This is a genomic window from Pseudomonadota bacterium, from assembly GCA_018817425.1.
Classification (GTDB): domain Bacteria; phylum Desulfobacterota; class Desulfobacteria; order Desulfobacterales; family RPRI01; genus RPRI01.
This window is the reverse complement of the sequence record JAHITX010000018.1, coordinates 1-14,856: the sequence shown is the minus strand read 5'-3', so window position 1 is coordinate 14,856 and position 14,856 is coordinate 1. Positions and strand designations below refer to the sequence as shown.

11 protein-coding genes are annotated in these 14,856 nt (G+C 37.8%); 6 read left to right on the top strand and 5 right to left on the bottom strand.

Translation table 11 applies throughout. The annotated features are described in order from the left end of the window. The first annotated feature begins 206 nt into the window (after positions 1-206). On the top strand, positions 207-554 hold the full coding sequence (locus KKC46_04230; protein ID MBU1053022.1) for a flagellar basal body protein: 348 nt from the start codon (positions 207-209) through the stop codon (positions 552-554). 20 nt (positions 555-574) lie between these two features. On the opposite strand, the gene KKC46_04225 is transcribed toward KKC46_04230, so the two are convergent. The 5 genes from KKC46_04225 to KKC46_04205 all read right to left on the bottom strand — a co-directional run bounded on the left by KKC46_04225 (position 575) and on the right by KKC46_04205 (position 8,735). Next, the gene (locus KKC46_04225; GenBank protein ID MBU1053021.1) at positions 575-3,343 is read right to left on the bottom strand and encodes a DEAD/DEAH box helicase family protein; all 2,769 of its coding nucleotides are present in this window, start codon (positions 3,341-3,343) and stop codon (positions 575-577) included. Between the two features lie 10 nt (positions 3,344-3,353). Further along, on the bottom strand, positions 3,354-4,919 hold the full coding sequence (locus tag KKC46_04220; GenBank protein ID MBU1053020.1) for a site-specific DNA-methyltransferase: 1,566 nt from the start codon (positions 4,917-4,919) through the stop codon (positions 3,354-3,356). A gap of 214 nt (positions 4,920-5,133) precedes the next feature. Next, positions 5,134-6,333: an aminopeptidase gene (locus KKC46_04215; GenBank protein MBU1053019.1), complete on the bottom strand. Its 1,200-nt coding sequence runs from the start codon at positions 6,331-6,333 to the stop codon at positions 5,134-5,136. A gap of 146 nt (positions 6,334-6,479) precedes the next feature. After that, the gene (locus KKC46_04210) at positions 6,480-6,725 is read right to left on the bottom strand and encodes a cytoplasmic protein (GenBank protein ID MBU1053018.1); all 246 of its coding nucleotides are present in this window, start codon (positions 6,723-6,725) and stop codon (positions 6,480-6,482) included. A 285-nt stretch (positions 6,726-7,010) separates the two neighbouring features. Further along, positions 7,011-8,735: a YgiQ family radical SAM protein gene (locus tag KKC46_04205; GenBank protein ID MBU1053017.1), complete on the bottom strand. Its 1,725-nt coding sequence runs from the start codon at positions 8,733-8,735 to the stop codon at positions 7,011-7,013. Between the two features lie 107 nt (positions 8,736-8,842). On the opposite strand from KKC46_04205, the gene KKC46_04200 reads away from it, so the two are divergent. From KKC46_04200 to KKC46_04180, 5 genes are all read left to right on the top strand, one after another. Further along, positions 8,843-10,621: an AAA family ATPase gene (locus KKC46_04200; GenBank protein MBU1053016.1), complete on the top strand. Its 1,779-nt coding sequence runs from the start codon at positions 8,843-8,845 to the stop codon at positions 10,619-10,621. Between the two features lie 8 nt (positions 10,622-10,629). Next, positions 10,630-11,808 carry a 12,18-didecarboxysiroheme deacetylase gene (gene ahbC, locus KKC46_04195; GenBank protein MBU1053015.1) on the top strand — a complete coding sequence of 393 codons (1,179 nt, stop codon included), beginning with the start codon at positions 10,630-10,632 and terminating at the stop codon, positions 11,806-11,808. 19 nt (positions 11,809-11,827) lie between these two features. Next, positions 11,828-12,802, top strand: a complete 975-nt coding sequence (hemB, locus tag KKC46_04190) for a porphobilinogen synthase (GenBank protein MBU1053014.1) — start codon at positions 11,828-11,830, stop codon at positions 12,800-12,802. Further along, positions 12,799-13,887 (top strand): heme b synthase, encoded by a 1,089-nt coding sequence (ahbD, locus tag KKC46_04185; GenBank protein ID MBU1053013.1) that lies wholly within the window; start codon positions 12,799-12,801, stop codon positions 13,885-13,887. Before hemB ends, ahbD begins: the two co-directional genes overlap by 4 nt. A gap of 84 nt (positions 13,888-13,971) precedes the next feature. Next, the gene (locus KKC46_04180; protein ID MBU1053012.1) at positions 13,972-14,580 is read left to right on the top strand and encodes a CBS domain-containing protein; all 609 of its coding nucleotides are present in this window, start codon (positions 13,972-13,974) and stop codon (positions 14,578-14,580) included. Positions 14,581-14,856 lie beyond the last annotated feature (276 nt).

Below are 14,856 nucleotides of genomic sequence, written 5' to 3'. Positions count from 1 at the left end.
ATTACTTTATTTAACAGAGGTTTTTGTTTTCGTCAATCTGGCATCCAGCAATTTCAATAGGTTCTGGATACCGGCTTTTGCCGGTATGACGGTCTGGGAATTTTTTACGAATTCATCAAACTTTAGAAAAGAAATTATTTTTCTAAAGTTTTAAAAAATTTTGCCGATAACAGTTAATGAGGATTAATTTAATGTTGGAGGCTATCATGATAAATTCAGTATATAATAATGTTTCCGCTCTTTTTGCTTTTAGTACTAAAATGGGTGTGTGTGGCAATAATTTAGCAAATGTTAATACGGATGAATTTAAAAAAAGCAGAACCGACATTGTTGAATTATCCAATGGAAGCGTAGATGCCCAGATCAGTGAAGTTGATACACCGGGCTCGTTATATTCTGAACCCGGAGATCAGACAATCAGAGAAATGTCTAATGTTGATATTGCCGAAGAAATTGTACAAACTATTCCGACTCAACATGGATATGAGGCAAACATAAAGATGATATCGGTTTATGATGAAATGCTTGGAAGTGTTATAGATATCATTAAATAATAAATTTATTGAGTATTTTGTTAGGTTGATGATATCTTTTCAGAAAATGTTGAGTAATTATCAGCCATCATAAAATCTATATCATTTTCCAGTGCTTTGAAATGCTCCCGGCCGCATTGAATCTTGGCGTTTTCCGTAATTCTGAGTGCTTCGCTAAAACGACTTCCCTTGGATTCCACTACAAAGTACAGCCTTTGTTGATTTTCTTTTTCTACAAGCACTGCCCAATCCGGATTATAGCTTCCCAGGGGTGTTTCTATTTTAAACCATCCCGAGAGCTTGGCATAAACCTTTACATCCTTGCTAAGTTCAAATGACCTGGCGAAATCAGCCTCAATATCAGAATCATAAACGATATGGTCAAAGACCGATTTTTTACTTTCAAACATGTTTTTTTTCAGATATCCATATAGTTCGTTTTCCTTGAAAATCTCCTGAGCATAGTAATGATGATAACCTATTCTTTGATATTTAATACCGTCTACAATAAAAACCTGCATTTGATGCTTAATGATTGAAGCAACCTGCTCAATAAATTTTTGAGGGTTATTCTTAAAATCCTGTAGCCTGCCGCTTGCTTTTAAAATGGCAACGATTGATCTGCGGGTCAGGTTGGTTTCATTCTGCAAATAGCTTACAAGATCCGGAAGATCATAATCACGATCATTATAAACCGACATGGTTTCGTAAATTTCTTGTGCATTAACACCGCCTCTATCCACATCAAGAGTTGCAGTTCTTGTGATAAACCTTGTTCTGCCTGCAATCAGTGTTTTATTTATTTCATCAGCGCATTTTTCAATCAACTTTTTTGGGTCAAAATCTACCCTGAATGTTGTTTTGTATTTTAGCTTTTCCCATAATTGCTGGAAATCATCGCTTAAATACACAGCCTTATTCAATTCCGCTTTTTTGCGGTTATCAGCATTTCTGATGTTAAGTTTGCCGGCAGTTTTTCGGATAACAGCTAATATCTGCTGTGACACATCCGCCATCTTTTCCGGAAAGATTACTTTACTTTCCTTAAGGTCGGAGCGTAATAAATTTTGTACTTTACCATTTTTGTCTATATAGCCTTCAGACTCCAGATGATTCCAGAGCAAATGCGAAGCTCCAATCCCAAGATACTCTGCCTGATGGCCATCAGTTGGTACCAGAATGTTTGCGAATATATGCTTTTCGATTATGTCGAACTTAATACCGGTTTCTTCTTCAATCTCTTTCTGAAGTTGTTTTGCAAATTCTTCATATGATTCATTTGCCATCACAGTAAGCGTATTTACATCAAACCCATGAACTCTTTCACCATCCTGGTTTACGGCTATACGAAGGCCGCGTCCGATTTCCTGCCGTTTTTTCATAACCGATGAGGTTTCGTTTAATGTGCAGATTTGAAAGACATTCGGATTATCCCAGCCTTCTTTTAATGCCGAATGGGAAAAAATAAATTTAAGCTTTGTATCAAAGCTTAGAAGTCTTTCTTTATCCCTCATAATAAGCCGGTAAGCGCTTTCATCAGCGCTTGCTTTTCCCTCTCCATGCGAGTCCTTGAATATCTCAACAGACCGGCCTGATGTTGTCTTCTTTTTATCAATCGCAAAGTAGCCGTTATGAACATCTTGCGCTGCGGTTTCAAGATCAGCGCCATCAAACAAACTATAGTATTTTGGTTTGGTAATCTCCCTGTTATATTCTTCTTCAAATATTTTTGCGTATTTTCCGGGTTGTGGATTGCCGTTATCATCATACCAGCGGTAATTTGAAACACGGTCTATAAAAAACAGGCTAAGTACCTTCAGTCCTCTTGGCCGAAGTTCCTTCTCCTTTTCAAGGTGTTTTTCGATGGTTTTACGAATTTGAAGTCTCTTATATACTTCATCGTTTACTATCCGGACAAATGCCTTGTTGTGGCTGTCTTTTATTTCGATACCCGCCACTTCAATCTGCTTCACAAGTTTTTGCTGATAAGCATCTGCTGAATCAAGCTTGTACATCATGTGATATTTTTCCACATGAGTGGCGGAATAGCGAAGAGTGCAAAGAGGATTAAGCGATGCTATGGCTTCCTTGCTCTTGCCGTTAGTATCCACACTTTGCGGCTCATCAATAATAACTATGGGTTTTGTTGCCTGTATTAATTCGATAGGGCGGTTTCCGGTCATCCTGTCATGTGGACGATGGATGATATTGGCTTTGTCTTCTTTTTGCGGGTCGGTAAAGCTTTTTCTGAAGGCATCAATGTTAATAACCATGATCTGGATATAGTCGCTTGCGGCGAAGTTTCTCACCTGGCCAAGCTTCTGGGAGTCATATATAAAATAGTCGAACTGTACGTTTTTATATAATCCCTTAAAATGCGCTTCTGTCATCTGTAGAGATTTGTAAACGCCTTCCTTGATAGCAACAGAAGGCACCACAATAATAAATTTGGTGAAACCATAAAGACGGTTCAACTCGAAAACAGAACGCAGGTAAACATAAGTTTTGCCGGTTCCTGTTTCCATTTCTATCGTAAAGTTTAAAGAATCAAGCGATTCGGAAGGTGCAAGCCCGTTTCTAAGCTGGATTGCTTTTATGTTTTCAAAGATATCTTCATCGCCAAGCTTTAAGCGGTTGCCGATACCCAAATCATTTCGCAAGTTTTTAAATTCAAGTTTTGTCTGGGGGGCATATTTTATTGGTGCTATGTTGAAATTCGTTCGGCAAATTTCCTGACCTTTAAATATATCAGTAACAGAATTTATTGCTTCATGCTGGAAGTCAAGATTCGGATTGAATTGAATTTTCATGACTGCTTTCCTACAAGCTCTTGACATCATCAATGCCTGCCTGGTGCAAAGTCTGAACAGCATTGGTCTTGACTACATCATCTTTAAACCCAGAATCCTTAAAGATCACACGCATCACCTCCGGTTTCAGTTTATTTTTAAGTGCGGCAATGTGTTCCACAACACCAAGGCTGATATTATCGGCCAAACATACGATGAGCGATCCGCCTCCTATAATGTAAACAGTCTTTCCCTCAATCTTTTTCTCTTTTATCGGCACGGCCAAATCCAGACCATATTTTAGCAGTAGTTCATAAAGCACATCCGCTTCGCTTCGATCAGGTTTGATGTTTTCTACAGCATTGAAAAGGGCATCTTCAAGATTGTCGAAATCAGCATCCCATGTTTTGATGTTGCTTGAATCCAGCTTGAAAACTTTGAAGCCAAGATCACCTGAATATTCGGAGTTTTCTTTTTCTTTTTTTTTAATAAGTCTTCTGATTCGTTCCTTACCAATTTCAGCAATGCTTTCATACCCAGCCTTGTTGGCTTCCGATTTTTCATCGCAAGGTTCTGGAAGTTGAATCATTATGAATCTGCGGTTACCTTTATCTTTTACATTCAATTCAATAACTGCTTGAGCTGTTGGACATGACCCAGCAAAAAAGTCTAAAACTAATCCATCACTTGATGGGTCTAAAGATAAGAAGTGCCTAATCAATGTTGATGGTTTTGGGAAAGGAAAAATCTTTCTTTGAAAAAGAGCGTCTATTTCTTTTGTGCCATTTTCTGCATTACCAATCCCTTCAGGAAGAAGAGTGGATACAGGCATCCAAGTTTCTTCTTGTCCAAATTTTGTATAGGCTAAACACCATTCAAAATCTTGGCTTATACCAAATGGGCAATCATTTTTTGCAGTTCTCTTTCTCCAAGGGAAAATAGCCATAAGGTTTTCTTCACCGAAAATCTCATCGCAGATTTTTCGGAGATTAGATACTTCGATATCATCTATGGAAATAAAAAGGGCTCCATCATCTTTTAATAGATTCTTAGCTAACTTAAGTCGCGGATACATCATATTCAGCCAGTTTGTGTGATATCGCCCCGATGTTTCGCTATTGGCGGAAAACTTGAGCCCTTCTTTATCGATCTGTCCAGTATAACGTAAATAAGTATTAAGGTTATCCTTGAATTTATCCGGATAAATAAACTCATTACCGGTATTGTATGGCGGGTCGATGTAGATCATCTTTACTTTCTTGTGGTAGGACTTCTGAAGTAGTTTCAATACTTCGAGGTTATCACCTTCAATGAAAAGATTTTGCGTAGCATTCCAATTAACGGATTCTTCAGGACATGGTCGCAGGGTGCCGGTTGAAGGTGTCTGGGCGATTCGACGGGCGTGGTTTTTGCCGTTCCAGGTGAAGCTATATCTTTCAGGCCTGTCATCGATATAATCACCCAGGATTTCGCGAAGGACATTGAAGTCAATCTTTTTCTCAATAAAAACTTCCGGGAATAGTTCTTTTATCTTCTCAATATTTTTTTCAACAATGTCTGGCGAAGCACCATCGGTTTTTGGGTCCAGTTTTTTCATGCAGATTGTTCTCCACTTACAACTTGGCAGCTACTACTTTGTAGTTGCAACTGTATTATAGATCGGTGCCTCATTTCCCAGACTTTGGTGCATAAATCTCAATAAAACCAAAATAAACAGGTTTATATAATATACATTTTAGCTATATATTGTCAAACTTTATCCGGTTATTTTGGATATTTATCATGGTGTATTGAACTTTTTCACAAAAGCATCAGATCATAAATTTCCCATTTTCGTAGATAGTAACCGTTTTGCCAGACGCAAGTTTTGCTGTAACTCTTTTTTTCTCGGTATTAACTAAATCCCAGTGCAGGGCAGAATCATTGAATCCCAAATTCTTCTTGATTTCTTTTGTTAAGTCTTTTGGATTTCCCGAAAATGTATCGGAATAGGATGAGCCTAATGCAATATGGCAGTTGCCAAAACTTCCACCGTAGTTTTCATCAAAAAGAGTGTTTGCCATAAACTTGTTTATTTTAGAAAATCTTTTGTCTGTTAAAGAGAATTCTCCTATCTTATTGGCTCCCTTATCCATTGCAAGCTGGTTTTTTACAAACTCTTCTCCTGTTTTAGCCTCAATTTTTACTGCCTCACCTTTTTTAAACTCAAGCCTTACATTTTCTACATAATTACCGCTTCTGTATGATGGCTGATTGGCAAAATATATACCTTTTGTACATCTCCAGTCAGGAGACAAAAACAGTTCGAAGCTTGGGATGTTATGACCTGATATGCCTATCCACTTTCTTTTATCGCCAGGTGTAATTTCAAGATCGGTATTTTCCGATTCTATATGAAATGATTTTACTTTCATTCCGTTTAGCCATTTTTTTATCCGGACTGCATCTTGAAATACTTTCTGCCATTGCTCTACAGGCGATTTTTTATTAAGAAAACATGCGGCGGCAATTTCATTTGTATATTCTTTAATAGTCAGCCTGGCATGCTTTGCCAATTCTTCTGTGGGAAGCATGCACAAAGTCCAGCCGAAAGCGCCTTCTTCTTCTCTTTTATCGAGTATATCTTTTAAATGCTTTCTGGCAACTGTAGCCTTGCCGATTTTGTTTGGATTTATTCCGCGAAGATGTGTTATTGATTCAGGCGCATGAAGAAAAATACTCCCATTAATATTCTTATAAAGTTCTTCTTCACCCGGAGCTGTAAAAATAAGTTGTTTGCTGTCTGCAATATCGAAAAAGTTTCTTTCCATAACCGGTGTTGTGCCCATTCTTAAAACCGGATTAATTCCAATTTTAAGCAGTTTTTCATTTAAGATTTCTGCAAGCCTTAATGCAGGCACATTATATCTGATTAAAACAATGTCTCCTTTTTTATATTTGCCCGACCTGGCAGTTTTAAGTCCCCATATAAGCACATCTGCATAGTTTAATAATTGTTTTTCCGTTAACATTAATTATCCTTTCGCATGTTCGCATACCAAGTTGCATTTAAAGAGATAGCAAGGCGGCAAGGAGGTTTTCCCGCAGGCGTATATGTAATACGCCGAGGACAGAACCTTTGATGCCAACGCAGCTAGAATTTAAATGCGACCTGGTATTAATCTTTAAGAAAAAGCTGATGGTATTCAGGTTCGCTTAAATGATTTTTCATGGTTTTTGTTATCATAAAAAAAATCTCTGAAAGTTCTTCATCAGAAAGCCTGCCGATCAATTTCTCCATTAGTTTATCATCAGAGAATTTTTGAAGATAATACCGAACTGTGTATTCATCAGTTTCTCTATCCATGCCAAAACCCACAAGGCCGGTGTATGTTTCAACAAAATTGTGTGAATGTGTTCCCATATTTTTATTCCTTGAAATTAAAGTTAAATACCATCAGTTATAGCCGATCCTTTGAGGATTCAAGGATTCGAGGCTTCAAGGGGTCAAGGGAAAACCTTTTCATTATTATTCTCGAACCCTGGAATCCTCGAATCCTTGGACCCTTATGGTACAAAAAATCTAACCGATGCCTTCCCCTACAGGTGAGTAACTTTCTCACAATATTTACAAGGGGAATAATATGATTATTAATATTTGCAACGGATTTTATATGAATAAAACAACTAACGGTCAATACAAGAATTATTAATCCTCTATGCCTTTGTTCTTTTTACGCTTCACTGTACTTTTTGACGTAATAATTCTTTTTAGCTTTTCTTTTTTGTATATATCTTTTTCTATAAAAATATTTTTTTTATTAAAAGGATTAACTTCAGTAAAATACATTAAAGTTGAATAAGTTGACGGAGTCGGAGTGAAAATCTGAACCTGTTCGGTGTTGATCTTTAACTTGTTTGATATAAACGACTTCATCTTTTTTATATTTTCTTTGTTGCAGCCGGGGTGAGATACCATGAAATAGTAAGTAATATACTGCTCTTTTCCTGCTTTTGTTGTATGTTTGTAAAATTTGTCAACAAATTCAAGAAGTGATTTTGTTCCCGGCTTTCCCATCAGATTAAGAATCATTTCTTCAGTATGTTCCGGTGCAATTTTAAGCTGGCCTGATATGTGATGCAGTATAATTTCTTTTAAATACTTTTCGCCATTAATTTTGTCATCAAGCAAAAGATCATATCTTATACCTGATGAAATAAATATTTTTTTGATCCCATTTAATTTTCTTAAACTTTGAAGCAATTTTATTTGCTTTTCATGATCCGGCTTTAACGTGGAACAAATGTTTGGATACATGCATCGTTTGTTTAAACATCTTCCTTTGGAAAGCTTTTTTTCGCATTCAAATCCGTACATATTTGCCGTAGGGCCTCCGACATCAAGAATATATCCCTTAAAATCAGGATGCGCCGCAATTTGTTTTGCTTCCCTGATAATTGATTTTTCACTTCTCCAGCTTACCGTTGTTCCTTCATGAACTGTAATTGCGCAGAAATTACACTCACCGTAACATCCCCTGTGAGTTGGAATTGAAAATTTGATTGTATCAAGTGCTCTTACCGGCCCGTTCTTTTTATAATACGGATGTAAGTCTCTTTCAAAATCCATATCATAAATAGCGTCAAGTTCTTCTGATAAAATACTTGGTGCTGGTGGATTATGAACAAGATATCTTGTATCATGCTTTAGATACATGCCCTTTGCTTTTAATGGATCGTTGTTTATGTAAAAAACATTAAACATATCAATAAATGCATTTTTGTCGGCAAGTAAATCATTAAATGAACAAAGCTTGATATAATCTTCGCGGGGCTTGCCCGATATATAGCAGATACCGGGGATATCTTTAGTATCTTTGCCGTCCCTTAGCCTTTCTGCCAGCTCAATCGTAGTCTTTTCGCCCATTCCGTAGACAATATAATCGGCTTTCGCATCAAATATTATGGATTTTCTTAAACGGTTTGACCAGAAATCATAATGTGGTATCCGTCTCAGACTTGCTTCTATTCCTCCCAGAACAAGAGGTTTTGTATTTTTGAAATATTTTCTTACAAGGTTTGAATAGACAATAACAGCGCGATCCGGCCGACGTGTATTTTGCCCTCCGGCAGTATAATCATCTTTTTTTCTTCTCTTTTTTGAGGCGGTATAATTTGCAACCATGGAATCTATGCATCCGCCTGATATACCCCAGAAAAGCTCCGGTTCGCCCAGGCGGCTGATATCATTTGCAGAATTGATATCAGGCTGAGCAATGATTCCAACCCGGAATCCTTTTTTAATCAGCATTTTCCCTATTATAGATACTCCTACAAAGGGGCTGTCTATATAGCTGTCTCCTGTAATAAGGATAACATCCAGGGAGTTCCAGCCCAGTTTTTTAACTTCTTCTTTAGTTGTTGGAATAAACATTTAAATTAATTTTATTGGCCTTTAGAATTTATAATATATATTAGAGTTATATAAGTCCATATGTTCTGATGCTTGCTTTTTATTTACATGTGATTATAATCGATAATATGAAAACAAAAAATGAAAAAATTCCAAAATTTGAAGAAATCGAAAAAGAGATCGGCAGTTTCCTTTCAAAAAAGTTTGGCGGAACAGTACGGATTGCCTCTGCCGCACCTATGACTGAAGAGGATGATACCGAAAATATTGGTTGTTCAAATAATAATGATAAAAAATTAAATTTTGATTTAAAACCGGAAGGCCTTATATCTTATCTCGATCAGTATATAATCAAGCAGGATGATGCAAAGGCTATCCTTGCCACAAAAATATGCACACATTACAACAGGATCAAAACTTTCAGTTCATATCCTGATCTTGCGGATGACATGTTTTGCGGTATTAAAAATAATGTTCTGATGCTTGGCCCTACAGGTGTCGGCAAGACCTACATGATTAAATTAATAGCAAAAAAGATAGGAGTTCCTTTTGTAAAGGGTGATGCCACGAAATTCAGTGAAACCGGGTATGTAGGCGGAGATGTGGAAGACCTTGTAAGAGATCTTGTAAGGGAAGCCGATGATAATATTGAACTTGCCCAGTACGGAATTATATATATAGATGAAATAGATAAAATCGCATCAAGCCATAATTTAATCGGAGCTGATGTTTCACGAACCGGGGTTCAGCGAGCATTATTAAAACCGCTTGAAGAAACGGAAGTGGATCTGAAGGTGCCCCATGACCCGATTTCCATGATGCTGGAAATTGAACGATTCCGCAAAACAGGCAAAAAAAACAGGCGGATCGTAAATACCAAGAACATTCTTTTTATAGTAAGCGGAGCTTTTGCCGAACTTGAAAAAATTATTCAAAAACGTGTTGCCAACAATAGTATAGGTTTTGGCGGAAGTACTCCAAAAGCAAAAAATTATGCCGATGTGTTAACGCACGTAAAGTCTGAAGATCTTATTGAATTTGGTTTTGAATCCGAATTTGTCGGCCGCCTGCCTGTAAGGGCCGTGCTAGAAGATTTAAATGAAAACGATCTTTTTGAAATATTAAACAATCCGAACAATCCTGTTATTCTTGGGAAAAAACTCGATTTTGCCGCATATGGAATTGATATTAAATTTGAAGAAAAAGCTCTGCAAATTATTGCACAACGTGCTTTCAACGAAAATATCGGAGCAAGAGGACTGGTAAGCGCTATAGAAGGAGCGCTTATTGTTTTCGAGAGATATCTTCCCTCAACAACAATCGAAAAATTTCCTGTTACCGCAGCAGCAGTTGAAGATCCTAAAGCCTTTCTTGAAAGCATGATATCGGCACATAACGAAAAGCAGTATAAACTATACACAAATGATTTTGAAAGACTTGTAGAGCATGAAAAAGAACTGATAAGAAATTATCTTGTTTCAAATGAAAATTCTCTTTCACAAAGATATAATCTTACGCTGACGCAATCACGCATAAATCTTATATCCGATTATTATTCCGGACATATTATGGATGTTGGCGTTATTATCCGGAAGATAAAAGCTTTGAGTGATGAAATAAAAAATTTCGAATTAAAATTTTTCAAAAATCATGATACAAATATCGTAATTGAAGACGATGCAATTGATTTTGCCTTGGAACAGGTTGTTAAATCTTCCGTTAATCCCGAGGATTTTTATAACCGGATGAGCATGAAACTTGAGTACGGTTTAAAGCTGATCAGAGAAAAAACAGGGAAAAACCGTTTCTTTATAACACGCCAAGCCCTTATTGACCCTGATGCATACATCAGCGATATTTTAACAAATGGCCTGGGTGGAATCGAAAAACAGCAGAAAGGGTCTTAACTCATCAAATGATCGGAATATCCAAATTATATTGCGGCACAGTAGAGCCCTCAGATACTCTTCGCTACAACCGCTCTTCTTCACAGCTTCCATCCCATCTTTTACAGTTTTCATCGGATAAGAAGCCTGTTGTAGTCTGGAATGTTACAAGACAGTGTAATTTAAAATGCATACATTGCTATGCGCACGCTAAAAGTTCCCCTGTTGATGATGAACTTTCTACCGCAGACGGGATAAAACTTATTGATGATCTTTCTCAATTCGGAACTCCGGTAATACTTTTTTCCGGTGGTGAGCCTATGATGCGAAAAGATCTTCCCGAACTTGCCGGTTATGCCGTTAAAAAGGGAATGAGAGCAGTAATATCAACAAACGGAACGCTTATATCCGAACAAACCGCAAAGATATTAAAAGAAGTCGGCCTTTCGTATGTTGGAATAAGTCTTGATGGTATGGAAGAAATAAATGATCGCTTCAGAGGAGTAAAAGGCGCTTTCAAACAGGCTATGGAAGGCATTATAAACTGCATGAATGCCGATATCAAAGTAGGATTGCGATTTACTATCAACAAATACAATTTCAATGAAATACCGAAAATATTCAACGTGCTTGAAGATATGGAAATCCCACGCGTATGCTTTTATCATCTTGTTTATGCAGGCCGGGGTTCAAAACTAGTAGAAGAAGATCTTACCCATGCTCAGACAAGAGAGGCGGTTGACACAATAATTGATTTAACCAAAAAGCTTCATGACAAAGGAAAACCTAAAGAAGTGCTTACGGTTGATAATCATTCTGACGGCCCCTATATCTATCTAAGGCTTTTAAAAGAAAATTCTGAAAGAGCAGCGGAGGTGCTTGAGCTTCTTGAAATGAATGAAGGCAATAACTCAGGAAGAGGCATAGGATGTATAAGCTGGAATGGCGAAGTCCATGCAGATCAGTTCTGGCGCCACCACAGCTTTGGAAATATAAAGGAAAGGCCCTTTTCCGAGATATGGACGGATTTATCCGATCCTTTATTGAAACAACTTAAAGAAAAGAAAAAGCATGTAAAAGGGCGATGTGCCAAGTGCAGGTGGCTTGATATTTGTGCCGGAAATTTCAGGGTTCGTGCCGAAGCAATAACCGGTGATGTCTGGGCGCCTGACCCGGCATGTTATCTTACCGATCAGGAAATATCCTGAATAAAAGGAGTATATTCATATGCTGTTTCCGGATTACAGGCCGAGACGCTTAAGACAAAAAGAGGCTTTCCGTAAATTAATAAGAGAAACCGAGCTTAGTGTAAACGACTTTATTCTTCCTCTGTTTGCCATAGGCGGAAAAGGAGTCAAAAATCCCATAGCCTCAATGCCGGGACATTATCATCTTTCAAGCGAAAATCTTGTGCAAACATGTAAAGAAGCTTATGACCTTGGTATTCCCGCAATAATGCTTTTCGGGATACCGGATAAAAAAGACCTTCTTGGAACTACTGCATACTCAAAGGACGGGGTTGTACAAAAGGCAGTAAAAGCCATAAAAAACAAACTTCCCGAACTTGGAGTAATAACCGATGTATGCCTTTGCCAGTATACCGATCATGGCCATTGTGGAATTGTAAACGGAAATACGGTAGATAATGACGCAACCCTTGAGCTTCTTGCCAAAACCGCATTATCGCATGCAAAAGCAGGCGCAGATATGGTAGCACCATCAGATATGATGGACGGGCGCGTAGCTGAAATCCGCAATACTCTTGATGAAAACAGTTACAGCCATATCCCGATAATGTCGTATTCTGCAAAATACTGCTCGGCATATTACGGCCCGTTCAGAAGTGCTGCGAATTCAGCCCCGAAATTCGGAGACCGCAGAACATACCAGATGGATCCTGCAAACGGACTTGAAGCTATCCGCGAGGTTACAATGGATATAGAAGAGGGTGCCGATATAATTATGATAAAACCGGCTTTGGCTTATCTTGATATTATTTACCGGGTACGCCAAGAAATAGATCTTCCGGTAGCTGCATATAACGTGAGCGGCGAATTTTCGATGATAAAAGCAGCAGAGAAAATGGGATGGATCGACGGAAAAAAAGTCATGATGGAAACTTTAACCTCCATCAAAAGAGCAGGCGCCGACATGATACTCACTTATTTTGCTATTGAAGCAGCGAATGAACTGAGATTATGAATGACAAACCGAATCACCACAAACCTTCCGGAGGAAAAAGCAATGCATCTTCCTTGCGTCTTGTTGCCTGGGAAATTACAAGAAATTGCAATCTTGCCTGCATTCATTGCCGTGCGTCCGCATTAAACACTTCCTATAAAGGTGAGCTTGACACCGAAGCATCCTTTAAACTTGTTGATCAAATAGCAGCCACAGGAGAGCCTATAGTTATTCTTACAGGAGGAGAGCCTTTGTTACGGCCTGATATTTTCGATATAGCAGGCTATGGAACAAAAAAGGGCTTAAGAATGGTGATGGCTCCAAATGGTACGCTTATAACCGGACCCATAGCTAAAAAAATGGTAGATTCCGGAATAAAAAGAATAAGCATAAGTCTGGATGGGCCGAACAAAGAGAGCCATGACAGTTTCAGAGGTGTAGAAGGTGCTTATGATGGAGCTATGCGCGGTATCGATTTTGCCAAAGAGGCAGGGCTTGAATTTCAGATTAATACTACAATTACCAAACTGAACATACAATATATACAGCAAATCCAGGAGCTGGCCGTTAATCTTGGTGCAGTGGCGCATCATATATTTCTGCTTGTTCCAACAGGCAGAGGAAAATATATTATCAAACATGAAATTTCAGCCGATGATTATGAAGAAACATTAAACTGGTTTTATGATCAGCGGAATAAAACGCCCTTACAGCTAAAAGCAACCTGTGCTCCCCATTATTATCGTATACTACGGCAAAGGGCGAAACAAGACGGTGAATTGGTAAATTTTGAATCATTCGGCCTTGATGCGGTTACAAGAGGATGTCTTGGAGGAACCGGCTTTTGTTTTATTTCACATGTAGGTGTTGTTCAGCCATGCGGATTTTTAAATATTGATTGTGGTGATGTAACAAAAGATTCCTTTGAAAAAATATGGAATTTTTCTGAAACCTTTCTTTCTTTGAGAAATTTTGATAAACTTAAAGGTAAATGCGGTATCTGTGAATACAAAAGAGTTTGCGGAGGCTGTAGGGCCAGAGCCTATGAGGCCACAGGGGATTTTATGGCGCAAGAACCCCTTTGCAGCTATGAGCCGAAAAATTAAGTTCATCAACTATAGCAAATGTCATAAATTCAAAACATTATTTTGACAAACGCTATATAACCCAAAATTAAAAAGGTGAATGATATGAAAATCAAAGCTCTTATGATACCCGATCCTATTACTATTAGTGAAAAATCATCAATTACAGAAGCAATCGAGTTGATGAAGATTAATTCCATCCGTCACCTGCCCGTTGTTGGCAAAAATAAAGCTCTAAAAGGCTTTATTACACTTTCTGTTTTAAAGCAGGGACTTGTGCAATCCATGATCGGAGAATTATCTCTTGCCGATTTGATTATTAAAGATCCAATAACCGTAAGTCCTGATGAAGATATAGAAATAGCTGCTCAGAAAATATACAAGAATAAAATAGGAGGAATGCCGGTTGTTGTAAGAAACAAGATTGTCGGCATAATTACGGTTACAGATATTTTAGGAGCTTTCATAAATATGATGGGTATGCTAACGGCAAGTTCCCGTATAGATGTAGTTGTTGGCGATGCTCAGGACTCCTTCAAGAAAGCCCTTCAAATCATACATGAAATGGATGGTGATATTATAAGTATAGGGATGACTGCAAACCGGAAAGGTCCAAAAAGAACATACTATTTTCGTCTTTCTTCCTGTAAAACAGATATTATCAAAAATGCTTTAGAAAAAGAAGGATTCAAGGTTGAAAGCGCAATTGACTGATTTTTTTGGGTTATTCTATAGCAACTGATCATAAATCAAATCTCTAAATGAGTTAAAATATTTTAAAAGCATGACCGCTTATCAAGTCTGAAAAAGCTTCAATCTGATCTTTTGCAAATGACTTCTTTAGTATTTACTCCCAATAAACTTTAAATTATATTGTTGATGGCACAGCAATATCAGTCCCAGCCACATCAGCTGCTTCCACCAGTTTCAGGCCAAATTGTTTAGCTCGGTTTTTCATGTTTTTTATTATTCTCTGTTTATATTGCATCT

Coding starts and splice junctions, on each gene's coding strand:
- KKC46_04230 (MBU1053022.1), top strand. CDS start 207: ATGATAAATTCAGTATATAATAATGTTTCCGCTCTTTTTGCTTTTAGT.
- KKC46_04225 (MBU1053021.1), bottom strand. CDS start 3,343: ATGAAAATTCAATTCAATCCGAATCTTGACTTCCAGCATGAAGCAATA.
- KKC46_04220 (MBU1053020.1), bottom strand. CDS start 4,919: ATGAAAAAACTGGACCCAAAAACCGATGGTGCTTCGCCAGACATTGTT.
- KKC46_04215 (MBU1053019.1), bottom strand. CDS start 6,333: ATGTTAACGGAAAAACAATTATTAAACTATGCAGATGTGCTTATATGG.
- KKC46_04210 (MBU1053018.1), bottom strand. CDS start 6,725: ATGGGAACACATTCACACAATTTTGTTGAAACATACACCGGCCTTGTG.
- KKC46_04205 (MBU1053017.1), bottom strand. CDS start 8,735: ATGTTTATTCCAACAACTAAAGAAGAAGTTAAAAAACTGGGCTGGAAC.
- KKC46_04200 (MBU1053016.1), top strand. CDS start 8,843: ATGAAAACAAAAAATGAAAAAATTCCAAAATTTGAAGAAATCGAAAAA.
- ahbC (MBU1053015.1), top strand. CDS start 10,630: ATGATCGGAATATCCAAATTATATTGCGGCACAGTAGAGCCCTCAGAT.
- hemB (MBU1053014.1), top strand. CDS start 11,828: ATGCTGTTTCCGGATTACAGGCCGAGACGCTTAAGACAAAAAGAGGCT.
- ahbD (MBU1053013.1), top strand. CDS start 12,799: ATGAATGACAAACCGAATCACCACAAACCTTCCGGAGGAAAAAGCAAT.
- KKC46_04180 (MBU1053012.1), top strand. CDS start 13,972: ATGAAAATCAAAGCTCTTATGATACCCGATCCTATTACTATTAGTGAA.